Consider the following 24,490-nt stretch of genomic DNA (forward strand, 5'->3'; position numbering starts at 1 on the left):
AAGGCCGCAAGATAGACGGCTCGCACTAATAGAGCTTGTACGCTTCTTGCTGATGATCGCCTACCTGAATGATACCATCATTCCTGCGCAACGGGAATCGCAGCTTCCAGTGTGTAGCGACAAAATCTCCCATCTGGGTTACGCACGACGCATGCTATTCTTTTCTAACGCTCGTTGCAAAATCAGTCCATGGATCCCGAACCGTAATGACCGGAATAACCGACTCTATATGTCCATTGGGCCAAGTGACATGAAAACGGAATGAATACGATTGGTCCGGCAGCGTTTCGAATTCATCCCGATGCATCTGCCCGCTCCAAATCGTGTGCGTCGTGTTGGAAGTTAGCTCAGAATCCAGCTCGGTGTAAGACATATGAACCTGGACTGCCGCGGCAGGCTCGTTAGTCAATGCTTCCAATACAAAAGCTTCTCCCGACCAGAACATATCGTACGGACGCGGCCGTTCCGGATCGCCGGATTTTCGCATATTGTAGCTTTTCCGGTTATCATCCCATTGACCGGTATGCTTGACGAATCCTCTTAGCTGCAGGTCTCCGACACGTACGATCTTTTCCACTTGACTTGTAGCTCCGTGGATATCGGTCACTTTCAACGAAACAATATAATTGCCGGGATGGTTATCCGTCACCGTAGACGGGATGGAAGTATCCCATGTATGTTGAACCACGTCGTAAGCCGGACCCTTGATTTGCCATTCATAAGTTAACGGATCCCCGTCCGGATCTGTCGACTGATTATGCAAATATACGGTGTCCCCTTCAAATGCCGGCTTCGGCGTCCAGTCAAAATCAGCAACCGGCGGGCGGTTTATCATCATCCAAGCATCGGGCGACCAGCTGGATTCAGCACCGTATTGGTCCCATACCTTGACGCGTACCCGCATTTTCTGACCTGTAGGAAGATCCCACGGGACCGTTATGCTGCCGTTGGTTGATTGCGTATGCTGCCACACCTTGCCGCTGTCGTAAATCGTATTATTATTGGCCTCATTGATAATAAGGATTTGGAAGTAATCGAGCCAGCCGCCGGCATCCGGATCACTTTGCGTCCAGGTAAGCGTTGGTTGTCTCGTATTCACTATCGTTGGATTGTCTTGTGTACCCCAAGGATAGCTCATATACGCCACAGGAGGGCTGTTCGTCATCATCCATCCGATATTACTCCATCCCGACCATGCTTCTCCATCGTTAATCCGTACTTGAGCGCTATACTTCCGTCCTTCGGTAAGTTGAACATCCATGGTCCATGCCCAGCTGCCCGCCGTTGTTCCCATGAATTTATTCGTTACGCATTCGACGCAAGCGCCCCATTCTTCTTTAATGTTCAAATCAAACGTTTCGTACACGGTTCCCGGATCGGGGTCCCATTGATTCCAGTAAATCGTCGGCTGCAGACTAACCGGACTCGGGTTGTTATAGTCGCCGCCAGGAAATGTCAGCCAAACCCCCGGCGGGTTGTTTGGTGCTGCTTGACATCCGTTACAAATATCGATCGTTTGCTCGTACCAATCGCTCCAAGCATTATATTCGTCGGCCACGGCCATAGCTACAACATACGTTCCGGACTCGGTTGGCCGGATCAGCTTGCCGTCTACGCGGCTGCCGCTAGGCGTGATGTAGTAAAACTTTTTCTTGTATATCCCGTGACTTGTGGGGTAGTCCGATTGATTTTGGCAGTTTCCAGAGTTGTAGCAACGATCCGGATCATAACTGGAGTCGGACCATAATACCATTCGGCTCCCATCCTGCCAGATGTTAAATAGCGAAATCGGTCTACGGTGAACGATCAAGTATTGCGAATACCAATCCGAATATTTGGAATATCCTTCAAACATCAAGTCGCCGTTCGCGATACGGCGATCCTGGTGCGGATCGTCCGGCACGCGGTAATCGATCTTGTACACGCCGACTTTATCGAAAGTGAGTGCTGGCGATGTAATGATTTGGCCGTGAAGCGAAGACAAACCGGATTTTCCATCCCCATAGTCCAAAAACTTCGTCGTATCGACGTGCTGATAGCTCCACTGCGTTCGAATATCTAAGCGCGGGTCATTTTCCGGTTGGTCGTTATACGTTGGATCGTATTTCACACTCTTATCAACGATGGCCGTTCCTGGCGTTGCATAGCTGTTGTCTGCATTGCTCCATTGGAAAGACATGCCTTTAAATTGGCTGCTGTCGGCCGTGGAGAATGGACCCATCGTTCCCCAGGAGAAAGTATCATCCCATTCGTCCATAATCAAACTGTTATTCTCATATACTTTCATATTGGAACCAGTTATCTTGATCCGGTATGGAACCCATGTGTCTACAGCTGCCGATCGGTTGACCGTTGTTAGAATGGTTTTGCGGCCATTCACGATTTTCACCAAATTGAGCTTCCGCTTGTTCGATTCCAGTCGGTACATGTTTTGGTAGTTCTGGATTCTAAAGGCCATCCCTGCCGTCATATTCACCTGATCCAAACGGGTTTTCATGCTCCAAAGAATCGTCCCGTTCGTAATTTGCTGCGAAGACGTATTAATGAGCTGGCCGAACGTGAACGGCTCGTTGGAAGCTGCTGGCTGATCCTCGCTCGGGTTGTATCGATACAAATACTCGCCATCAAAGTACTGGTTCTCAGAAACAACCGTTACGTTCGATTTATTTCGGTCAAAACTGCTATCCCATACACGATTATTGTAGGATAGCTCATGCAGTCTCATGACATTTTGAGTTGTAGGCAAGGTACAACCACAATCTTCATCATAATAGGTAGTGGGTTCGCTAACCATTTTATAGCCGTAACCGTTTTGGTAGGAATCTGAATCGTATCCAGCCAAATGCTTTGATCCAGCTCCGGTTTCATTTCCTGTCCGTAAGTCGATATAAATCGTTTCACTACCTAAATCAAACCCTGCAATATGACCGTCTTCCGATATGGACACGAATTTTGCATACGTTACTCTCGAATTAAGAGTACCTGCAAATGTAGGGATACCCGTAAACGAATCCAATTTCAACAGAGTCGGATTCCCGTTCAACCTCGTATAAAAGTAATAGTTCCCTTTCGCATCCATGTAGTAGTTATTGTTATAAGAAGGGTAAGTATCACCATCGTCGGTAGGTGCAAAAAGAACATCGGATACCAATTCAGGATACCATTCCAAGTTATATACATTGCTTCGTTCTCTGTTCTGTTGCGGAAGAGCTGGAATCGTTTCATAAGATATGACACTATAAGGGTTTATTTTATCTTCTGCCGTGTATGATTTAATCGTTCTTGTTGTAAAATTGATTTCCTTAAAATCATCTCTAAACGGAATTCGTGAAAAACCTCCCGGAAGGGTTCCGTCCGACCAAGCTCCTCTCGTGCCCGAGGCAACATAATATTTTCCTCCTGCCCGATATTCAACAGATCGTGTACCACTTCCTGTCTTAACAACGACGGCTTCTTTCAGTTTTGTCAGATCGTACTTCTCCCAAATTTCACTATAACGGTCAGAGTAACTGTTAGATCGTTTGACAACCATTAGTTCTTGTGTCGCCTTATTGATATATACACTCCCGTTATTAGTTGTAATAAGCTTGGGAGCAAAGCTTGGACTTGCCAAGTACAAAGTGTCACCAACATCAGCTACAATAAAAATCTCATTTCCGAGTGAAGCAATAAATTGGCCGTCAACACCATCTTGCGGAGTTATATAGCCGAATGGCCCCCTTGGAAGCCACAACATTTTTTTACCTTGAAGCTTCATATTGGCATCGCCTAAAGGTACGGAGTAGAAGTTGGGTAACGCACTCCCTGGATAGTTTTTCACAGGTGCCCTCTTACTGCTTACCAACGTATTGTTCGGCCCTACACTCCATGAATTAAACATCCAGGATTTATCCAAGCTTGTATTCGTCCATCCATTCGCTAAATCGCTCGGATTGAATCCCGTAACATTGACCGGACTCGGTTCGGATGCTTCCCCTGTTACGGTAAACGTAACTTCCGGACTATCGTTAATTACCTCGACTGTGTAATCTTTATACGCGTCTTTGCCATAATCTTGCGGTTCTTTTGCATACACCCTAAAATGATATTTTCCTACGCGAGTCGGATTAAATATAAATCCGTTGTTGTTGGTAGAAACCTCGGACTCATAAATATTAAACACTCCGTTATTGCTCCATTCATAACCTACGGTTACGCGGTACATTTCAATTCCGTCGCCATCTGGACTGTAAGAAGCGTTACGGAACGTCTGCGCCGAACGTGTCATAACACTTAAATATTCAAACTCAATCACTGGCGGATCATCCGGTATTACCGTAATAACGTGCGTATCCGGAGCGACGGATTTAAGTCCCGTATTATCAAAAACATGAAGGGAAACGGTCACTTGGCCATCTTTGGGAAAGGAATTGCTAAATCCTCCCCATGAAGAAGTGGTCCCATCGCTCCATAGGGCCGTGCTGCTCCATTCGTCACGGACATGATCGATCGTTCTACCTGGAACAGGTGAGAAACTTTTCAATGCATCCAATGTCGGATTTAACGGTCGATTCACTTTTACCGATGTTGCCCCGCTGATTACAGGGATCGGATTCGGTCCAATGACATCGAGGAAGGCACAAGCCTTATTGGAAGCGCTTCCTTTTTCATCTTGAGTGATAGCGCAAACTTTATGTGTACCTTGAACGTTTGCAATCATATTGCTATAGCTTTTTTTATCGTAAGGCGTTTTAAACCCATAAGTGGATGGCAAATTCCGAACCCAATCCGTACTTTGATCAAAATACCATAACCGTGTTACTCGCTCGTTATCCGGGTCTTCTTCTTTCTTGACTCTTAGCTCTACAACGGCCCCTTCCGTTACTGTATCGGTTTCTATCCCGTTGTAATACCATGCAATTTCTAGGTACGGCGGCTTGTTATTGGGATCGTCAATGATCTGAAACGTCTTGGGCCCAACCTCCTCAGAAACTCCGCAGGAAGTGTTGATTTTCATTTTCACGGAAACGGTTCCCTTGCCTATCCCTCCGCCATACGTTTTAAAGCCTGAATCATAATCTAAAAAATACACTTCTGCTGGACTTAAAGCATCTTTCGGATAAAAACGGTTGCTTCCCTGTGCAAAGTTAAAGGAGTGAGAAACATAAGTACAGCCGTTCCCTCCTGTTACGTCAATTCCCTCCGGTACCATAGTATTGGATTCTGTAAAATAAATGGTTGATTTCGCAATGCGAAAATCTCCCTTGATCTTGAGATCGGGCGGCCGTGGGGGTGGTTCGTCCGGATCGCAAGGCTTTAACGTCTGGAGCAGCGCATTCGAAGAGTTAGCTTCGTCCGATTCCAGAACATCATTGTTGCTATCTACGAATACGGAGAATGTCTTCTCCCCAGCGGAAGGGAACGTATACCGTACCGTGCCGGTTTTCTTGGTATTTGCTCCTATCCCTCCTGCGAAGGTATGAGTTGTTATTTCTGTACCGTCAACGCGAATCTGTACTTTGAAGTCTTTTGTCGTTGCTGCGTCTTTATTCCAGATGGTATAAGTGAACATGGCTTCTGTTCCGACTTCGGGGCAGCCGTTCATAACAATTGATTCAACGGTAAGATCGGGTTGATCGGGTGGCGGGCCTTCTTCGGCTTCGATGTACAGCTCGGGAACGAAGTACACTTCACCACGAATCGTGAATTTCCATCCGTCGTACCATCGTATCACTCGCCCACCTGTGGGAGTATCTGAAATTACTTCGTAACGGCTGTTATCAAATTTAGCTCTTACATGGAATTTGAATAGATTATTAGCTACATCCACGTAGTCTGCTTTTGCACTTACGTCGTCTTCATCTTCTCTAATTGCGTGCTTGAGAATTTCATTATCTCTTATGTGTTCAGTACTAAATATAATTTCATTATCATTTACATGAACATTTGAAGCTTTATCTATTGGAACTACCACCCTAGAATCTTCGTCTAACGTAAGTTGAGATACGTCAAGCGAGGTTTCATGATGAATCTCTGCATACTGACTAACGGGATCTACAGGGCCATTTGTGACAAAAGGATTGGGAACCCTCATCATGCCTGATACAGGAATATCCGTTATTTGGCTTGAACGATAGTGTATACGTTCTTGCCCAGGGATATCATACATCCAAACATACTTGTTTGGGTCACGAAACCATTCGAAATATCCGCTATATGGGTTAGCACTTTTCGTTACTGGTTTACTAATACCAATAATAGTATCAATTTTCCACTGATTGCTACCTATATTAATAAGTTTGCCGTACTCGGTATCTCCAGTTTTTCGTAAAAGTCTTACGCTCTTAATTATATTTCCGGGCGTTTTAGGCGTAACTGTAATTGCCGGGTAGTCATATTTATAATAATTTGTTAAGTAACCTTCTACTTGTGAGGCTTTATCTTTATAAGGTGTAACAATGCTAGAACTTGGGTATTCAAGATCGCCCACTTTAAAAGTTGAGGCTTCTGCGCTTATTGTGTAAATGAAGATAAATACGCTCATGAAAAAAAATGTTTTCAGCCAGAGTGTTTTCATTGGTTCACCTAATCTTTTTGAATCTCATTACTTATAAGGCCCTCATACACGGTTTTAGGACTACTAGCATCAATTCCGTAAAAACCAATTCTGAATACATCAGGAAAATGGTTTGTCGATTTCAGAGGGCCTTTAGGTAAGATTTCGTAAGAAAAAGTTGTTCTATGTATTACGTTTCCTTCTTCTCCTTTTAATCTTTTTGAATACTTCTCTGTTTTTGTAGTTTCATCTTCAGCTCCAAGTCCCGCAGATTGATAAACATCCCCATTGGATTTTAATCTCCCAGTATCATCATAAAGACGATCTATCGTGGCTGTATAGCATCCTGTTATAAATCTAGTGTTTGCAGGATAGCTTTTAATACTGGATGTCTGCTGAGAAATAATAATATAATTACTTCCGCTAATCTCCCGATAACCATCCACATAGTAAACTTGAAGATCGTTAGGAACGAGTGATTTGTTAGGGTCATTCGGATCGTCCATATCGACGACAACATACTGGTCTATCGAGCAAGTAATATTTCCGTCCCAAGTTGAGTCGGTTAAAATTTCCTCCCGAAATCGCTCATCTTTCCTAACTTTCGTAAAATACCTCGGCAGCATTGTTATTACATTCGTCTTATGCCAATACACCTCCGCCGACGACACCGCATACTTATCCGTCGGTAAGCTGGCCCCTTCGCGAATTTTCATAATTCGCCGAATGACCGTAACCGCCTGCGCACGGGTTGTAGGCTGCTCCGGCCCTAACGTTCCGCTGGAGTCCATCCCCGTAATAATCCCTTTTGATGTGGCCAGGTACATCCATTTCTTAGCATCGTAATTGGCCTGCCCTGTAGCCCGTACGGCAATACGCGCCATCTCCTCGCGGGTCATCGGATCATTCAGTCTATCCGAAGGGAACTCGTCAGCGACATGCAAGCCGTTAGCCACAGCGGCATCCACATAAGGCTGGTACCACTCCTTGGCTTGTCCATTCTTAGCAAACTTCAACGCATCCACCACCAGCTTCAAGAATTCCGCCCGGCTCACCTGCTGGTCCGGACGGAACGTGCCGTCGGGATATCCGTCGACATACCCTTCCTTGACCGCAGCTTCAATCTGCGTTCTTCCCCAATGATCGGTTATATCCTGGAGCCCGGAGGCATTCGCATTGTGCTGAGAAGCAATCGGCACCACTACAGCCGATACGATCAAACTTAAAGCCAACTTCTTGATTCTGTTCATTCCATCCACTCTCCCGTGTTATTTCTATATACCTGATGGCTTGTTAGCCATACTGTACAGCTGGATATTTCCAGCAAAAAAGCACCCCAAACTCAGGGTTGTTCCCTCTGATTGGCGGTGCTTCCGACCTATTTCCATATGAAATTATGCCACATTCATTCCAGAAGTTTCCTTTACAGTACGATTATACTAGATACATTATATTTTTGGCAACCACTATTGCATCATTAGCACTAATCCGGTCGAATGGTCCGTGCTAACGGTCCATCCGTAGAAGAATAAATCCCGGACCCGCGGGCTCGGGGTCAGCAAATAAGTATCGCGGAAGTGCCGGGCGGCTTCGCGCTCCAGTTGAACGGCGCGCAGCAAGCCATCGGCATATGTGGGGGAATCGAACGATTCGGGCCTGGCTTGCGGCTCCACACCCTTCAACTCCATGTACATGGCACTCAATAACGAGAAGATCGCTTTCTCTTCAAGCATCATCCGGTCCAATTCTATAACGGCATCTTCATCGGGAGCCGATTTGATCAAAGCGGCATAAGCGCGTACTAAGGTGGCTGTATGGTCGACGCTCCACTGAAGCTGCTCCATAAATCGCCGCACATCCCGATATTGCAGCTTCACGGACAGATTGCAGCTTTCGTCGGCAGAGGGGGATTGGTTAATCATCCTGCATCCTCCATTCCAAAACAAGAATAGGCATTAGCCCTACTATAGCCTATTCATTACAGCTCGCCTACGTCACTACTTTTTAACAGTGTTCCGGCCTCCCGACCCAGCCCTTTACCTCCACCCAATTCCGGATGAATTGCTACAGTACAAGCCTTTCCGCAAGAATACTGAGCAAAGCTCTGACCCGCTGATCGAACGTGTGATCACGCACCGTTTTCTTCAAGCCATTCAACGCGATTTGGTTCCGCTCCTCCTCATGCTCTAAATAATAATTGAGCTTATTTACTAAATCCTCTGCCGACGTGTAGGTGATTAAATCATGACCCGGTGTGTAATGAGACGGCAGATCCAGTCGGGCGTCCGTCAATTGAAACGCGCCCGTGCCGCAAATTTCGAATGTGCGGGGATTGGTGGACAGCGCGGCTACACGCGAGCTGTTTTTGTTAAAGGTTTCATCATCAGGGGAACGATGCAGATTGATAACGATTTTGGCTCCGTTGTAATAACGTGCCGTTTCCTCTGGAGACAGCCACTCGGTACGAATGCTTCGGGCCAGACGCGAATACAGGCTTAGTCTCTGCCACCACCAGCCAAAGATTTTGACATCTTGCTTGATCAGGTACGGAGCGATTTTATTAAAAAATTCCACCCGGTACCAATACGCGCTTCCAATAAAGCATATATCGCTATAATAGCCCCGCTTCGGCTTCATGGGACGAAAAGCATTCAAATCGACGGCCAGCGGCATATGGTACACGTGCCTACACCCGACCTGCCGGTAAAACTCAACGCAGCTAAGCTCATTCGTGAACACGAAATCGTAATAGATGGCCGTGTTCCTTGTAGTATCGGTATAGTAAGGATCGTCCGAATACCATATCGCCGTTTTGATCCCGAGCAATTTCAAGCTGGCCACCGTCGTTACAGGCATATGTGTCCCAAGCAAGACGATGACCAGCGTCGGCCGAAATTGAGCCGCAACGGCAACAATATCGTCTTTCGGCGAGCAAACCTGAAGCTTGCGAACCTGCTTCTTCATGGCATTCGTAACCGCATGATCTATCGGCGAAAACGGATAGCCCATACCCGACGTGACGAGCAGCACGGAAAAATCGCGAACGGGGAGGTGCTGCGGCGGCTGGGAGCGGATTACCGCTTCACTCTTTCCGTAACGGAGCCCATGGCTCCAGCCCAGCCGGTAGCCCGCCAAACTGCCTCTTTTCGACGCATGGCTGAGTAATGAACCTTTGACACGTTTTACCGCCATCATCCATTCTCTCCTTTCCTGATTTCATCACGTGCTACCCAAAAATGATGCTAAGCAGCCTCGACAACCGCTTGGTGTACGTATGCTCGCTCATGGTTCTTTGCAGCCCCCTGAGGGCGATTTCCCTGCGTTCATCCTCATGCTTCAAATAATACTCGCATTTGGAAACCAGCTCCTCCGGAGACGAATACGTGACGATTTCCTGACCGGGGGTATAGAAGGTCGTCAAATCATCGCGCGAATCGGTCAGCTGCAGCGCGCCGCATGCGCAAATATCGAAGGTTCTAGGATTGATGGACAGGGCTCTGATTCCGTTCCGGTTGTGGTTATGCTGACTATCCTCATGGGAACGGTGCAGATTAATGACGATGCTGGAAGCATTATAATAAGCTGAGGTCTGCTCCGGGCTCATGCAGCGTTCCAGACTGACTTTGGAGCCCAGTTTTTTGTAATGGGACATGCGATTCCAGAGCAGACCGGAGATGAAGGTTTTTTTCTTGGAAAGGTATGGTGATATGGCGTCGAAGAAACGGACCCGATTCCAAAACGCCGTCCCGATAAAGCAAATATCCCGGTTATACTTTGGGCTGACCTGTCTCGGACGAAACATGGCGTCATTGACGGCAAGAGGCAAATAGTGCACCTGTTGACAGCCCGCCTTCTGATAGTAGGGAAGCGCGCCGAGTTCATGGGTGAATACATAGTCGTAATGCGGAGCTTTGAGCAAGGTGATATCAATGAAATACGGGTCTTCGGTGATCCAGACGCAAGTCTTGATCCCGCTCATTCTAATTTCGTTCACCTGCTCGATCTGCAGATGGAATATGCCATTCAAGACCATAACCAAATCCGGCTGCAGAGCTTTGGCCTGTTTGGCCACATTGTCCACTGGACTCGCGACGGATACTTTGCGCACTTGCGCCTGCAGTCCCTTGATGATCCCCTGGTTGATCGGATCATGGAATTGCCCGCCTTCATAAGCCTCCACCACAAACAGCACATGAAGATCGCGTATCGATTGAAGTCCTGCGGAGGCAGCCAGCTTCTTCACAATCGCCTGGCTTCGCCCAAGGTGATACCCTCGGCTCCATCCCGATGCATAGCCAAGTTTGCTTCCTCTTTTCGACCAATACGCTTGAAAAGCGCTTTTCTTATGCGCCGAGGCGGGACGAACTTGTTTTTTTTCCATCACCTACCCCACCTATTCCCCAAAAATAATCCGCAGCATTTCCTCCAGACGGTGTCCGTACGTGTGATCGCTAAGCGCCCTCGACAAGCCGCGGAGCGCCATTTGTTCACGTTCCTCCTCATGCTGCAAGTAATAATGAATCCGCTCAACCAGCTCCGCCGGAGTGGAAAAAGTCGCTAACTCCTCTCCTGGCGTAAACATGCGGGGGAGCTCGCTACGTACGTCCGTCAGCTGCATGGCGCCGCTTCCGGCGATTTCAAACGTCCGCGGATTGAGCGACATCGGCTGAATGAATTTGCTGCTAGCCGGATTGGTAATCCGGTGCAAATTAATCACGATTTTGGCGCCGGCATAGTGCATGATATTTTGGTCGTACAGCACGCCTCTTAGGTTGACATATCTCTTTATATCCGCGTAGTTTTTGAGAAAATTCCAGCCGTATCCCGCCATAAAGAGCCGAACCCCTTTCAGCGCCGGAACGACTTTGTTAAAAAAAGCAATCCGGTTAGGAAACCCTTGCCCGATAAAGCAAACGTCCGAACGGTACTCCTTCTCTACATAGCGCGGAGATATAACGGCTCTGCTGACGGCTGAAGGCAAATAATGGACTTGAGGGCAGCCGAGGCTCTTGTAGTAGGGTACAGTATTGACTTCATACGTAAACACATAGTCATAGAGCGGTGTCATTCGGGTTGTCACGTCCATAAAGTACGGATCGTCCATAATCCACACCGCGGTGCGGAACCCAAGTGCTCTAAGCTGTTCAAGCTGTTCATTGCTAACCTGGAAAATACCGTTCAGCACAAGGATGAGATCCGGCTTGAACTGCTGGGCCGCCTCGATCAAATCCGAGGAATAAACGACGCGGAGCTCCTGCACCATGTCGCCCAGCGTATGAATAATGCCCAAATCCAGCGTACGGAACCCAGGCGTTCCTTCCTGCACATACATCACTTTGACTGCGCGTCTCTTCTCGATTCTCTCGGGAATACGGTTCATTACAGCCTGGCACCGGCCCGTATGAAAACCGTGGCTGAAACCAAACCGATAGCCCTTCACCCGTCCGCTGCGTGCGCCACCTAGCGCTCTTTTTCTTGCCTCCGACCTGCCTTGCTTTGCTTTGATAGCCACGTACTTCAGCCTCCTCCGTACTCCGGGTCACTCCGGTCTTTAGCGATTCCGGGTTTTCCAATCGAATCCGATCGTTTCATCGTCCCAATCGATCCGGTATTCGTCGGGTTGTTGCGGGTCGTAAGCAAGATTCGTGAAATAGACGATGGTCGCCGGCTGATTGCCCAGCACGCGGTATCCATGCGCCACGCCGCGGGGAATGAACAGCAGATAGCGGTTATTATCCCCCATATAATAAACATCCGTTTGCCGATAGGTCGGGGAATCCGGCCTCATATCGTGAAGAACGACCTGGGCGCTTCCGGCTGGAAAGAACCAGATGTCATCCTGCTTTTTGTGGTAATGAAACGCTTTGATAACGCCGGGATACGACATCGAGATCGAAGCCTGCCCGAAACGTCCGTAGATCGCGTCGTCCTCACGCAGTAGTTCCATGAAATAGCCCCGATCGTCGCTATGCAGCACGAGATTTTTTTTCTGAACCCCTTCGATCATGACTTCGACTCCTCTTTGTTATAATCGTTAAGCAAAAAATCGACCAACGCTTCTTTCCAAGGGCGGAGCCTCGGCAGCCGATTTCTCCGGATGGCCTCATCGTCGAAAACGGAATAGGCGGGCCGCTCCGCCGGTGTGACGAATGCGTCCGAGCTTACAGGCACAAGACGGACATGCTCCAATTGCAGTGTGCGGAGAATCTCCTGAGCAAATTCGAAGCGGGAGCAATACCCGCGGTTGGAGGCATGGTACAATCCGTAATGATCCGTTTGCATCAACTGCTCGATAAAGCGGGCCAGATCCAGCGTATACGTAGGGGAGCCGAACTGGTCGTGAACTACGGATATTTCTTCCTTTTGCCTGGCGAGAGACGCCACTTTCGTCACAAAGTTGCTGCCGGTTCTCCCATAGAGCCAGGAGGTGCGCAGGATGAAATAACGCTCGCAGGCAAGCTCCACGAATTTCTCCGCATGCAGCTTGGAATTGCCGTAGATGTTGATCGGGTTAGGCCGATCCGATTCCGTATAAGGGGTCCGCTTGGAGCCGTCGAATACGTAATCGGTACTAATATGGACCAGCTTCGCGCCGGCTTCCGCTGCCGCCCTGGCCACATGGTTCGTTCCGATGGAGTTGATCAAATAGGCGTCATTGGCCTGCCGCTCCGCCAAATCGACATTCGTATGAGCAGCCGCGTTGATAATGATGTCCGGCTGCGCCTTCCGGATGGCGGCATAGACCGCCTGTTCATCGGCTATATTAAGGTCGGCTCTCGTATGAGCGAAAAGCTGATGGCTGCCGGACAGTACCCGAATCAAATCGTGCCCGAGCTGTCCTCCTGCCCCCGTAATCAAAACTTTCATCGACTCACGCTCCTTCCGCGTCACCGCTTTCTTCCGCAGCTTCGTTACGCTTTACTGTGGCATTGCTCGGCCGAAGCCAATAGTCCTTGTGATTCGCATACCATTCCACCGTCTGAGCTAACCCTCGTTCGAACGTATAGGCGGGCTTCCATCCGAGCTCGGATTGAATTTTGGAGGAGTCGATCGCGTACCTCCGGTCGTGTCCTAGCCGGTCGGAGACATACCGGATCAAGCTGTCCGGCTTCCCCAGCGTTCGCAAAATCTGCGAAACCACCTCCACATTCGTACGCTCATTGCTTCCGCCGATATTATAAACTTGGCCCGGCACCCCGCATTCGATTACCTTCTCAATAGCGGAGCAATGGTCGTCGACATGCAGCCAATCCCTGATGTTGCGGCCGTCTCCGTACAGAGGAATCGGCTGATCCATCAGCGCTTTCGTAATGACGGCAGGAATAAGCTTCTCCGGGAGCTGGCGGGGCCCGTAGTTATTCGAGCAGCGGGTAATGAGGACGGGAAAGCCATACGTCTCGTAGTAAGCTCTCGCCAACAAGTCCGAGCCGGCTTTGCTTGCGGAATACGGGCTGTTCGGCGCGAGCGGGGTTGTTTCGCTGAAGTACCCTTCCGCTCCCAAGCTTCCGTATACCTCGTCGGTAGAGACGTGGATGAAACGGCCGACTCCGCATTGCTTGGCAGCTTCCAGCAGGCATTGGGTGCCAAGCACATTGGTCGTGACAAAGCAGGACGGCTCCAGAATGCTTCGGTCAACGTGCGATTCGGCGGCAAAGTGGACAACCCGCTCGACCGCTTCCTCCTTCATCACCTTCTCGAGCAAAGCGAGATCCGTGATGTCTCCTTTTACAAACCGGTAATTGGGCAGGTGGCTGATCTCCTCGACGTTGGCGGGGTTTCCCGCATACGTAAGCAAATCGTAGTTGATCACCCGATCCTTGGGATGCCGCTTCATCCAGTACTGCAAAAAGCTGCTGCCGATAAAGCCCATTCCCCCGGTTACAAGCACCGTCGTCACTCCTGATCACGCCCCGTCAGCAGGACGGCTGCTTGCTGCAATGAAGCGTGCGTCCCCGCATCAAGCCACCATCCCGATAATATGCTGTATGTCAGCTGTCCCGTTGCCGCATACACGTTGTTCACATCCGTGATTTCCAGCTCTCCCCTTACCGAAGGCTCTATGGTACGTATAATTTCGAATACTTTGGAATCGTACATATAAATGCCCGTCACACAGTAATCGGATTGCGGCTGTTCCGGCTTTTCCTCAATAATCGCAATGCGCCCTTTATTCAATACAGGAACACCATACCGTTTGGGATCCGGCACTTGCTTTAGAAACACATGCGCCCCGTTCGCAATCCTCTCGAACTCGTTTACTGCATCGGTTAAATCATCCATAAACAGGTTATCCCCCAAGATGACGAGCATTTTCTCACCGGGAGACACAAAATCCTCCGCCAACGCCAACGCTTCAGCAATGCCGCCAGCCTGTTCCTGGATTTTGTACGAAATGTTGACTCCCCATTGCTGTCCGCTTCCGACATATTCCGTATATAAGCCCGCCGATTGTTTGCCAATGACGAGCAGAATATGCTCAATTCCGAGCGATGCCATCTTTTCGATAGCATAATGAATCATGGGATAATTTCCGACAGGCAGGAGATGCTTATTCACTATGTTCGTCAATGGACGAAGCCTTGTTCCTGTCCCCCCGGCCAAAATGACTCCTCTCAATGAACTTCGACTCCTTTCCCACCTACTTATCTCTGGTTCTCGTTTCTGCACTCTAGTAACAAGATATTCTCCTACAGACAAGAGCATATGGACGTATACCGTCGTATTGTAAAAATTGGCTTATGTCCGATAAAGTGTGGTAAAAAATGTCCCATACTCCTTGGAGCATGGGATCGGTGTTTGTTATTTTTCTTTTTTATGAACAAAAGATGCATTCACTTTTTGCGGGTCAATAATGAGCTGCAAGCCTGGACTCGTTCTTTGCACGGCATTATGCAGCTTCAGGATCGTATCCTCCGACTCCGAAGACACGATGTTCAACGTATAGGAAATACTAGAAAGGTAGGCGGGAACATAGGACGCTCCGTACCAGCCTGAGTACCTATCAAGCTGTCCGTTCACTTCGACCTCGACGGATTGTACCGATATACCTCTGTCGGCGGCGATGGCAACCGTAGCTTCCGCAATGCTGCTCCCCAATGCGCCGAGCATCATTTCGACCGAATTGGGAATTAAATGAATTTTATCCAAATCGGATATGCTGTCGTGCATAATCTGAACATTTCGGATATGAATGTCCCTTGTCAGCTCGTTTTCCGTTTCGACGATTCTTACCTTCACATTTCCGGATTGAGAGAAGGATTCTCTCTTTGCCGAAGTGTTCATGATAGGAATCGCTTGCTTCTTGACTGAGACGTGGCTGGGAGCAGGGGACTCCTGTTTCACGGCAGCTTGTTCTTTGCCCGCTGCTTCCTGTTGGAGGACAGGCTTCTCGACAGCCGTTGGCGGTTCGCTCTTCTTTTCCTCTTCCGCATAGGAATAATCAATCACATAGGGACCCGAATCTTGTGCCCCGTTGTACTGCTGGCGGTCACGAAACCATAGTGTGGCAATCCATTTTTCGCCGGTTTTCAGCTCTCTTGAGCCGTGCATGGATAGAGGGTGCGGTGTGGCGCTATTTGGGTAGCAGTTATGGAAGAGGAGCAGCGTCCCCTCCGTCGGAGCCACTTCGAAATTGAGGTTGGGAAAATAGGTCTCGCCTCCGTTGCCTTGTTCGACGTCATTCAAATACATGAGCGCCGTATATAGCCGCTGCCCTCCTTCCTCGTAAAACCTTTTGCCGGCAACGGACGACAAATCGTAAGTATCCAGATGCGCACCGAATCTGCCTCCAACCCCATACCTCGCAACCTGCAAATTTTCGGCGTAGTGAAGCGGATGTCCCATAATGGAAGCGACCCGCTCCGTTACTTGCTTCACAACGTCATTAGCCTGATGCGTAAACCAGGCGAATTCAGATTTGCGGAATTCCGAAGTAATGACTTCCTTTTCACCGATAACCTGAGCCGGCTGCAGCTGGTTTCTGGCCATTTCGATCAATTGGCGGCACTCCCAGCCGGATAAGACATTCTCGTATTTCGCTACACGCGGTTCTTCATTAAAGATGACGGAAGGTTCCTTCATCAGTCGGCCTCCTTTTGAGCATACTTCTACATCGACTATCATATTGCCAAGTACGGCGGCCTGTGTGGACGAAGAGAATGGAGCTGACGCCCTTTTATCCGCAAGTCCCTTAGACCATGCTTCCGGCGTTTTCCAAAGTTAATACAAGCGTCTATTTCAATCAATCCTATCGTTACATATGTTAGTAAGAAGAATTTAGAAAAAAAGGATAGCTACCGTCTTCTTGTCAACAGGAGGGAAAGGAAACCCGATGGATATTTTTCAATTAAGAATACGTAACAACTATTATCAAACATTGCTGTTTCAGGGAGGTTTCAAAAGAATCATCGAAATTTTATATCCCATTTTTCATCTAGGGAATGAGGATTTCATTTGGGAAGTCTATCGGCAACTACTGAAACGGGAACCGGATGCTGCGGGTTATTATACTCATCTTAGTAGTCTGGCTGCAAGCATGTCTAAGGCTGAGGTAGTTGCTTCCATTATCCAAAGCGAAGAAGCCGAGCATTTATATCAGCAGCCGGTTCCTCCCGAGCAAGCCGGATCGCCTGACCGTATTCTCATCGCCGATCACATGCAAAGATTGTACGGCTACAATGAATTTCATTTCATCTATGCTCTTTACTACGAACTGTTAGGCCGCAAACCGGATTTGCCTGGTCTCGATAGTCATATCTATCATTTGAACCGGGGCTTGTCGAGAGGCAAATTATTCAAAAGCTTCTTGATTTCGGCTGAATGCATCGGCGCTTTATCTTCTCCCTATCCGCCGATGACTCACGAGCCCCCTCCAGCGTCGTTGGCTCCAATTACACATTTGATGAACCGACGTAATAAATCGGCCGGCAAAGGCTTCATCTTTCGTCATGGAACGACCCGTGTCGGGTTCTATCTTGGATATCCGATGCGAATTTCTCTCGATGGCGAAGGAATCGGGCGGTTCATTGCAAGATTGCTGGAAGGGCTGCTGCTTCATAGTGAGGATGTCGTCATAGACGTTGTTTGTTTCGAAATGAACTATTCGCATCTTGTAGAGACCCTCGGCAAATTTGCCGCTCAATTCCCGAACCGGCTGTTTATTCATGCATTTCAGGATATCGAATGGGTCAATAACCATGTCCATGTCGATGCATGGATCATTCCTTACGTGGGATTGGAGTCGGCGCTGCAATTGCAGAAGCCTATCATTCTGTGCTTGCATGACATGGTTCATCTTCATTTCAAAGAAATGTATTATGACAAAAATCCTCAGTGGTGCATGGAGATCGAACGGGTTGCTTCCGCCATGGCGGGCAAAGCCGAAGCCGTCCTCTTCCAATCCGAATTTACACGTAATAATGAAGGATTGCGGTTTCTGCAAATTCCATCTCATAAAACCCACGTCGTCCGCTTCGCGCCGCCGATTGAAGAGTACCACGCGATCGGCACCTACGACGAAAGCTTGTTCAGGCAAAAATACAATCTGTATGACGAGTACATCGTATTTCCGTCGGTGATTCGTCTGCACAAAAACCATGAACGGCTTATCGAAGCGTTCCTGTACTTTAAAGCGTCCAACCGTGAGAATAGAACCCGCCTGTTCTTGACCGACGATTATGTTCATCGACCTAACAGCGCCGAAATAGCAGCCATTTTACGCCGATACCCCGATTTGCAGGGCAGTATCATCTTCTCACAAAACCGGATGCCGATTTATGACGTCCCTTCGCTGTACAAATATGCCAAGGGCACCATCGTGCCGACGCTGTTCGAAGGAGCCATCCCGTTTCCGATTCTGGAATCGCTCCTGATGGGAACGCAGGTATCCGTAAGCAAAATCGGAGTTACACAGGAAGTCGTACCGGATATGGAGCCGTTTATCCCGTTTGATCCATACAACGTCTATGAGATGTCCATAGCCATTTACAGGCTGATTTATTCCCACAGCTCCTTGGCGGCTATTCAAGCTTCCGCATTGAGCAGCTCCCTTCAGAGAACGTGGAGCGATGTAGCCCGTGATTATTATAAGGTTATTAAAAGCATTCGAAGGAGATAGCCATGGAAAACCAATTGCTTCGCATCATTAATAAAATATTGAGCAAAAAGGAAAACCCGAGAGGGCGTTATGAGGCTCTCGATCCAGCGGCTTCGTTAAGAAGCGATCTGCAGTTCGATTCGCTTGATTTAGCTGAGTTTACGGTTCGGATTGAGGACGAATTCGGCGTAGATGTTTTTGAGGACGGGAACGTAGATACGATACAAGACGTTTTACAAAAAATAGGACGGAGCGAAAGCTTATGAGTCTGTTTTGGATAGATGAAGCGCAGGGAATAAAAAAAAGCTATGCGGATTTAATAGCGGACATGAACGCGAAGAGCGGCTGCAGGCGCTGCATTTTCTACGATAATCCCTACCATATCTTTTTGGAGTTAGTTCACAGCATGGCGTACGGGATCGGCGTTGAAATGCTCGACTCCAATTTCTCGGAAAGCGAAAGGAGCCGTCTCGGCGTCAGCCCAAGCATGCTGGTATCAGAGACTGAAACCGGCGGCCGTCCCATCGCGGACTTCGAAGAGCTATGCACTCGAATCGATGCAGCCAAAGAGCGATGGAGCGTAACGATCTACACGTCAGGAACTACGGGCAGGCCGAAGAAAGTGACCCATTCTTTATCCACCATAGCAAGAAGCGTAAAACAAGGGCCCAGATATAAGGACAATGTCTGGGCATTTTCTTTTAACCCGACCCATTTTGCCGGACTCCAAGTCTTTTTCCAGGCATTCTTCAACCGCAATCCGATGCTGTACATTTTCGATACCGATAAGAATGAAGTTCATTCTCTCCTGCTGAAATATGGAGTAACCAATATTTCCGCTACGCCGACATTTTACAGAACGCTGCTGCCCTTAATGGAGCATCCTTTGCCGGACGTACGGATTGTTACAGTCGGGGGAGAGAAGTTCGATTCGAACGTCCTAAAAGACCTTGGCAGAGTGATGCCCCATGCGAAAATAAGAAATGTTTATGCCTCGACCGAGGCGGGAAGCTTGTTCGGCTCCGTAGGGGAAATATTCGAAATCAACGAGTCCCTCCGGCCCTTTGTTAAAATCTCGGACGACCGGGAGCTGCTTATTCACAAAAGCCTCCTGGGTGCCGCCGAGGAGGTGTCCCTGGCAGACGGGGACTGGTATCACACCGGGGATACCGTCACGCTTCTTGACGAGCATAGATTCGTATTTGCTGCAAGAAAAACCGAGATGATCAATATCGGCGGTTATAAAGTAAACCCGCATGAGGTGGAAGAACAAATCAAGACCGTAGACGGGGTCCTGGATGTGCTCGTGAAATCGAGGCATAACCGCATTACCGGCAATATATTGGTTGCAGACATTGTGAAGGCATCCGGATACGACGAGCAGCAGCTGGAGGATTCAATTAGAAACATATTGGTGTCCACTCTGCAAGCTTGGAAAATCCCCCGGCTGTTTCATTTTGTGAACGAATTACCGAAATCCCGAACAGGCAAAAAGGTGAGGACATGAAAACCATCATAGTTACCGGAGATACAGGCGGCTTGGGGCGGCAAATCGTCCAGACGCTATTGAAGGAAGGCAATTATCGCGTTGTTGGAATCAGCAGGAAGGAAAACGAGGCTACCGCATCGTTTCGGGAGCAATACCCCGAGAGGTACCACCATTTGAGCTATGATCTAAGCGAGCTCCAATCGATCCGCAAGCTTTATTTGCAGCATCTGAAGCCGCTTGGGCCAATCTATGGCCTGGTCAACAACTCCGCAATGGCCTATGACGATATCGTGACGAACATCAATACGGATGCGCTGCAGCAGATGTTTCAGGTCAATGTGTTCGCCCCGATGCTGCTGACCAAGTATGCTATCCGGGATATGCTGTTCCACGGAACAAAGGGGTCTATCGTTCATATTTCTTCGGTAAGCGCTCATACCGGTTATAAAGGCTTAAGTATGTATGCTTCGACCAAAGGCGCACTGGAGGCCTTTTCCAAAGGGACGGCCAGAGAATGGGGAAGCCTGGGCATCCGCTCCAATTGCGTCTCCCCCGGCTTCATGGAAACTGCGATGAGCGAATCGCTGTCCCAGGAGCAAAAAAACAAAATCTACGGCAGAACCTCGTTAAAGGAGGAAACCGATCCGGAAAGCGTTGCGAACACGGTGGCGTTTCTCCTCTCGGAGGATGCACGCTCCATAACCGGAACGGTAATCCACGTCGATAATGGAACGATCTAAAAAGAAATGGGATTCCGGATATGAAAGGAGTGTGTCGTCGTATGCTGGATATTATTATCGTTGGCGCCGGCGGGTTCGGGCGGGAAGTTTATCTGTGGGCGAAGGATGCATTTCCGGAGAACGAATACAGAATCAAAGGATTTCTTTCGCCTAACCCTCATGATCTGGATTACTTCCGTACTGAGGCAAAGATTATTGGAGATGAGAACACCTACGACATTCAGGAGAATGACCGGTTCTTGTTTGCCATCGGCAATATTGATATTAAGAAGCGGGTGGTCACGCAGCTGAAGCAGCGGGGGGCGCAATTCCTTACTCTTATCCATCCGACGGCCATCGTTACACCGACAGCAACTATTGGGGAAGGCGTCATCCTCTGTCCCTTCGTTACCGTAAGCGATCATGTGGAAATAGGGAATTTTGTCATGATGAATTTCTATTCCTCCTGCGGTCATGATGCCAAGGTGGGGGATTATTCCATCCTATGCCCATACGCCACCGTGAACGGATTCTCCATTCTTCAGGATGAAGTATTCCTAGCCAGCCACTCGACGGTCACCCCCCGCAAAAAAGTGGGATACAGGGCGCAGGTAAGCGCCAATTCCGTTGTTATGTATGACGTTCCCGATTACAACTTTGTCTTTGGTGTCCCCGGCAGAAATAAACGGATCTTTTAACCCATAGAGGGCTATCCCTTTGTCAAAACAATAAGGGATAGCCCTGTTCATTTTATCTGTGTTGTTGTTCGATCTCATTTCAATCTCATTCCACTGAATATTTTATCCCAAAGCTGCACATTCACAAATATATTGGGAGCTTGATGAGCCTGAAGCGCGCAGACCCCTTTCATTCCCCAATCCAGCTCCACATAGCCCTCCATACTTTCCGATGGCTGAACAACAAGAATATGGAACCGGCCTTTCGTCATGCGGGATAGAATGCTTTGCAGATGGACGATTTCTTCTCTCGAATCGTTAGACCACCTTACAAACAACAGGGATCGGCTGTTTGCGATTTTATCCAGAAATCGAGTGGCAAGATAATTGTATTTTCCTTTAATGGTAGGGTACATGTTCATCCAGTCCGCGGTATTAGGAAAATCGTGAACCGTAATAATATTATAGTACGCATCCGTAACATAGAGGGAATTCGACGTTTGATACTCCCCGTCATCAAATACATAATCGACACCACCAGGTAAAAATAGATTATTCAGTTCCATGAAATGTTGAAAGCGGTTGGACAGCAGCCTGTTCACATCCGAGAGTGAAGGAGATAAATTCCAATCCAACGGTCCCGCATACTTTCTTAAATTAAGCCGTTTCATATGCCATGCAGGCTCGCAATTGCCTCCCAGACTAAAGATCACATCATAAGAGGTTTGAATATCTTTCAATCGCACTTCTATCACCTCCCGCTATGGATTAGTCATCTGATAGAGTATTTCTTTGAAATATAAGCTTTTAAATGAAAAAAGCCCGTCTAGCATAAATGTTCAACTAGACGGACCCTCCTTACATTAAGGCGTTGTTCCAAGCACGACGTTCAAGGATCTGAAGTTTACTGTAGCGGTGTCACCTACTGCGACCAGAGCAGTAACCCTAAGTGTTAGCGTATAGCTATGTGGTCCTAAGTCTGCAGAGAGGTCGTCAAAGGCGGTAATTGCTCCAGATATGTCAGCGTTTAAGAAAGTTACCAACAAATTAGAGTCAATGACTGCCCTCCCTATCAATTCTGAATCTACAGTACCGAAATCTCTGTACAACCTTGCATCAATTTCAACATTGACAGCGGCAAGAATTGCGATATTAAGCCAAAAAGACGTGTCGACTTTAAATTGATTTACCGCAGCTGTAGCAGTAACACCAGCTAGTGTAAACACAGGAACTTCCGTATTGAACGCGATAACTAGTGGTGTAAAGTTTGTATCTCCTACTACAGCAGATCCGGTGCCGGTCGGGCCTGTTGGACCTGTTGGACCTGTTGGACCTGTTGGACCCGTCGGGCCTGTCGGGCCTGTCGGACCTGTTGCACCTGTTATTCCTGTAGGACCTGTCGGGCCTGTCGGACCTGTCGGACCTGTTGCACCTGTTGCACCTGTTAATCCTGTTGCACCTGTTAATCCTGTTGCACCCGTTAGTCCGGTCGCACCGGTCAAGCCTGTTGGTCCCGTTGGGCCTGTTGGTCCCGGTGGTCCCGGCGGTCCGGGTGGTCCTATAAATGCCATATGAACACTCCTTTTCTATGAGATACTATATTAATATGAAAATGCTTGTTTATCGCCACGGTACATGCTGATGGATCAATGCATATTTTAATAATAATGTGGTATAAGCCATTTTTAGGTAATAGTATTTAATCCTCAGACACCCACAACCTTCCCCCTTTTAAGGTTGGGCCGGAAAAGCCGCTGCATTCGAGTCCCTTATCTCCCTCCACGCATATAGTAGTAAAGAATGCTTCATTATCAGTTACGATGTGGAGGAGATTCGTAGTGGACATTTTATATCCCGTTGCACTTCCCGCCTTAAACGGGAACGAAAAAGACTATGTATTGGATTGTCTTGATTCGACCTGGATATCCTCAAACGGTTCCTATATTCATAAGTTCGAGCAAGGATTCGCCGAGTTTTGCCAAACGAAGCACGCTATGGCTTGCAGCAACGGAACGACCGCCTTGCATCTTGCCTTATTGGCTCATGGCGTGGAAGAAGGCGACGAGGTTATAATACCGACCTTTACCTTCGTAGCTACCGCTAACGCGGTAACTTATTGCAAGGCAACGCCTGTATTTGTCGACTCGGAACCTGACACCTGGAATCTATGTCCTCAGCACATAGAGGCCAAAATAACACCTCGCACGAAAGGAATTATTGCCGTCCATCTGTACGGCCATCCCGCCGATATGGACCCGATTATGGATATCGCCCGGCGTCACGGCCTGTTCGTAATTGAAGATGCGGCCGAAGCCGTAGGAGCGCAATACAAAAATAGAATGGTAGGCTCACTGGGGCATACCGCTATTTTCAGCTTGTTCGGCAACAAAATTATAACTACAGGTGAAGGCGGAATGATCACGACGAATGATGATTCCGTTGCCAACAAGATCAGGCTTTTGAAAGGCCAAGGGATGGATCCAAACCGGCGCTACTGGTATCCCGTGATCGGATACAATTACCGGATGACCAACATTCAAGCGGCCATCGGCTGTGCACAGCTGGAAATGGCGGAATGGCATATCGGTCAACGGATTCAAAGCGCCCGTCATTATATTGAAAATTTGCAAGATTGCACCGCTATCACCCTTCCTGTAGAGAAGATTTGGGCTAAGAATGTGTACTGGATGTTCAGCGCCGTATTCCACGAGTTCACAGAGGAGCAGCGTGATGAGGTTATGCACGGGCTTCGCCGGATGGGAATCGAAACCCGGCCTTTCTTCTATCCGATGCATACGCTGCCGCCTTATAAGCACCTGCAAGCAGCCGACGAATTTCCAGTCGCCAACCGAATTTGCGCCCAAGGAATTAACCTCCCGAGCTATGCTGGCCTAACCGCCAACGATATAGAACATATTAGCTCTTGTTTGAAAAAGGTGCTTCATGAAGTAAGCTCTGAAGAGAGGCGCTGAATGA

The 24,490-nt window shown here is 48.3% G+C and carries 19 protein-coding genes; 6 read left to right on the forward strand and 13 right to left on the reverse strand.

Going from position 1 to position 24,490, the window contains the following annotated elements; all coding sequences use genetic code 11:
* Positions 1-154: 154 nt before the first annotated feature.
* From ACFQ88_RS16135 to ACFQ88_RS16185, 11 genes are all read right to left on the reverse strand, one after another.
* A complete protein-coding gene (locus ACFQ88_RS16135) occupies positions 155-6,556 on the reverse strand; it encodes a CARDB domain-containing protein (protein ID WP_379454765.1) in 6,402 nt (2,133 codons plus the stop codon).
* An 8-nt stretch (positions 6,557-6,564) separates the two neighbouring features.
* Positions 6,565-7,785, reverse strand: coding sequence for an S-layer homology domain-containing protein (locus ACFQ88_RS16140; protein ID WP_379454913.1), 1,221 nt, complete (start codon positions 7,783-7,785; stop codon positions 6,565-6,567).
* 216 nt (positions 7,786-8,001) lie between these two features.
* The gene (locus ACFQ88_RS16145) at positions 8,002-8,457 is read right to left on the reverse strand and encodes a ferritin-like domain-containing protein (protein ID WP_379454766.1); all 456 of its coding nucleotides are present in this window, start codon (positions 8,455-8,457) and stop codon (positions 8,002-8,004) included.
* Positions 8,458-8,599: 142 nt separating this feature from the next.
* Positions 8,600-9,727, reverse strand: coding sequence for a CgeB family protein (locus tag ACFQ88_RS16150; RefSeq protein WP_379454767.1), 1,128 nt, complete (start codon positions 9,725-9,727; stop codon positions 8,600-8,602).
* A 34-nt stretch (positions 9,728-9,761) separates the two neighbouring features.
* The gene (locus ACFQ88_RS16155; protein WP_239627761.1) at positions 9,762-10,916 is read right to left on the reverse strand and encodes a CgeB family protein; all 1,155 of its coding nucleotides are present in this window, start codon (positions 10,914-10,916) and stop codon (positions 9,762-9,764) included.
* A 12-nt stretch (positions 10,917-10,928) separates the two neighbouring features.
* The gene (locus tag ACFQ88_RS16160; protein WP_379454768.1) at positions 10,929-12,047 is read right to left on the reverse strand and encodes a CgeB family protein; all 1,119 of its coding nucleotides are present in this window, start codon (positions 12,045-12,047) and stop codon (positions 10,929-10,931) included.
* 39 nt (positions 12,048-12,086) lie between these two features.
* Positions 12,087-12,542: a dTDP-4-dehydrorhamnose 3,5-epimerase family protein gene (locus tag ACFQ88_RS16165; protein ID WP_239627766.1), complete on the reverse strand. Its 456-nt coding sequence runs from the start codon at positions 12,540-12,542 to the stop codon at positions 12,087-12,089.
* Positions 12,539-13,402, reverse strand: a complete 864-nt coding sequence (gene rfbD, locus ACFQ88_RS16170) for a dTDP-4-dehydrorhamnose reductase (RefSeq protein WP_379454769.1) — start codon at positions 13,400-13,402, stop codon at positions 12,539-12,541. The genes ACFQ88_RS16165 and rfbD overlap by 4 nt, the downstream gene beginning before the upstream one ends.
* Positions 13,403-13,406: 4 nt before the next feature.
* A complete protein-coding gene (gene rfbB / locus ACFQ88_RS16175; RefSeq protein ID WP_379454770.1) occupies positions 13,407-14,432 on the reverse strand; it encodes a dTDP-glucose 4,6-dehydratase in 1,026 nt (341 codons plus the stop codon).
* Entirely contained in the window at positions 14,429-15,151 is a 723-nt protein-coding gene (locus ACFQ88_RS16180) for a sugar phosphate nucleotidyltransferase (protein WP_379454771.1), read from the reverse strand. Before ACFQ88_RS16180 ends, rfbB begins: the two co-directional genes overlap by 4 nt.
* A 183-nt stretch (positions 15,152-15,334) precedes the next feature.
* A complete protein-coding gene (locus tag ACFQ88_RS16185) occupies positions 15,335-16,615 on the reverse strand; it encodes a 2OG-Fe(II) oxygenase (RefSeq protein WP_379454772.1) in 1,281 nt (426 codons plus the stop codon).
* A 250-nt stretch (positions 16,616-16,865) separates the two neighbouring features.
* Here ACFQ88_RS16185 and ACFQ88_RS16190 point away from each other — a divergent pair, with 250 nt between their 5' ends.
* The 5 genes from ACFQ88_RS16190 to ACFQ88_RS16210 are packed head-to-tail and all read left to right on the forward strand — an operon-like array spanning position 16,866 to position 21,535.
* Positions 16,866-18,650, forward strand: coding sequence for a DUF4214 domain-containing protein (locus tag ACFQ88_RS16190; RefSeq protein WP_379454773.1), 1,785 nt, complete (start codon positions 16,866-16,868; stop codon positions 18,648-18,650).
* Positions 18,651-18,652: 2 nt separating this feature from the next.
* Positions 18,653-18,895 carry an acyl carrier protein gene (locus ACFQ88_RS16195; RefSeq protein WP_379454774.1) on the forward strand — a complete coding sequence of 81 codons (243 nt, stop codon included), beginning with the start codon at positions 18,653-18,655 and terminating at the stop codon, positions 18,893-18,895.
* On the forward strand, positions 18,892-20,136 hold the full coding sequence (locus ACFQ88_RS16200; protein ID WP_379454775.1) for a class I adenylate-forming enzyme family protein: 1,245 nt from the start codon (positions 18,892-18,894) through the stop codon (positions 20,134-20,136). Before ACFQ88_RS16195 ends, ACFQ88_RS16200 begins: the two co-directional genes overlap by 4 nt.
* Complete coding sequence (locus ACFQ88_RS16205) at positions 20,133-20,858, forward strand: SDR family NAD(P)-dependent oxidoreductase (protein WP_379454776.1); 726 nt, start codon at positions 20,133-20,135, stop codon at positions 20,856-20,858. Before ACFQ88_RS16200 ends, ACFQ88_RS16205 begins: the two co-directional genes overlap by 4 nt.
* Positions 20,859-20,899: 41 nt before the next feature.
* The gene (locus tag ACFQ88_RS16210; RefSeq protein WP_379454777.1) at positions 20,900-21,535 is read left to right on the forward strand and encodes an acetyltransferase; all 636 of its coding nucleotides are present in this window, start codon (positions 20,900-20,902) and stop codon (positions 21,533-21,535) included.
* 74 nt (positions 21,536-21,609) lie between these two features.
* Here the strand turns inward: ACFQ88_RS16210 and ACFQ88_RS16215 are convergent, their stop codons facing one another.
* Both ACFQ88_RS16215 and ACFQ88_RS16220 read right to left on the reverse strand, forming a co-directional pair.
* On the reverse strand, positions 21,610-22,260 hold the full coding sequence (locus tag ACFQ88_RS16215; protein ID WP_379454778.1) for a DUF1796 family putative cysteine peptidase: 651 nt from the start codon (positions 22,258-22,260) through the stop codon (positions 21,610-21,612).
* Between the two features lie 117 nt (positions 22,261-22,377).
* Entirely contained in the window at positions 22,378-23,016 is a 639-nt protein-coding gene (locus ACFQ88_RS16220; protein ID WP_379454779.1) for a hypothetical protein, read from the reverse strand.
* A 336-nt stretch (positions 23,017-23,352) separates the two neighbouring features.
* Between ACFQ88_RS16220 and ACFQ88_RS16225 the strand changes: the two genes are divergently transcribed.
* On the forward strand, positions 23,353-24,486 hold the full coding sequence (locus ACFQ88_RS16225) for a DegT/DnrJ/EryC1/StrS family aminotransferase (RefSeq protein WP_379454780.1): 1,134 nt from the start codon (positions 23,353-23,355) through the stop codon (positions 24,484-24,486).
* Positions 24,487-24,490 lie beyond the last annotated feature (4 nt).

Origin of the sequence: Paenibacillus sp. NPDC056579 (assembly GCF_042793215.1) — a bacterium.
GTDB lineage: Bacteria > Bacillota > Bacilli > Paenibacillales > NBRC-103111 > Paenibacillus_S.

Excerpts from the sequence above, each read along its gene's own strand:
- ACFQ88_RS16135 (WP_379454765.1), bottom strand. The coding sequence starts at position 6,556 with ATGAAAACACTCTGGCTGAAAACATTTTTTTTCATGAGCGTATTTATC.
- ACFQ88_RS16140 (WP_379454913.1), bottom strand. The coding sequence starts at position 7,785 with ATGAACAGAATCAAGAAGTTGGCTTTAAGTTTGATCGTATCGGCTGTA.
- ACFQ88_RS16145 (WP_379454766.1), bottom strand. The coding sequence starts at position 8,457 with ATGATTAACCAATCCCCCTCTGCCGACGAAAGCTGCAATCTGTCCGTG.
- ACFQ88_RS16150 (WP_379454767.1), bottom strand. The coding sequence starts at position 9,727 with ATGGCGGTAAAACGTGTCAAAGGTTCATTACTCAGCCATGCGTCGAAA.
- ACFQ88_RS16155 (WP_239627761.1), bottom strand. The coding sequence starts at position 10,916 with ATGGAAAAAAAACAAGTTCGTCCCGCCTCGGCGCATAAGAAAAGCGCT.
- ACFQ88_RS16165 (WP_239627766.1), bottom strand. The coding sequence starts at position 12,542 with ATGATCGAAGGGGTTCAGAAAAAAAATCTCGTGCTGCATAGCGACGAT.
- rfbD (WP_379454769.1), bottom strand. The coding sequence starts at position 13,402 with ATGAAAGTTTTGATTACGGGGGCAGGAGGACAGCTCGGGCACGATTTG.
- ACFQ88_RS16185 (WP_379454772.1), bottom strand. The coding sequence starts at position 16,615 with ATGAAGGAACCTTCCGTCATCTTTAATGAAGAACCGCGTGTAGCGAAA.
- ACFQ88_RS16190 (WP_379454773.1), top strand. The coding sequence starts at position 16,866 with ATGGATATTTTTCAATTAAGAATACGTAACAACTATTATCAAACATTG.
- ACFQ88_RS16195 (WP_379454774.1), top strand. The coding sequence starts at position 18,653 with ATGGAAAACCAATTGCTTCGCATCATTAATAAAATATTGAGCAAAAAG.
- ACFQ88_RS16200 (WP_379454775.1), top strand. The coding sequence starts at position 18,892 with ATGAGTCTGTTTTGGATAGATGAAGCGCAGGGAATAAAAAAAAGCTAT.
- ACFQ88_RS16205 (WP_379454776.1), top strand. The coding sequence starts at position 20,133 with ATGAAAACCATCATAGTTACCGGAGATACAGGCGGCTTGGGGCGGCAA.
- ACFQ88_RS16210 (WP_379454777.1), top strand. The coding sequence starts at position 20,900 with ATGCTGGATATTATTATCGTTGGCGCCGGCGGGTTCGGGCGGGAAGTT.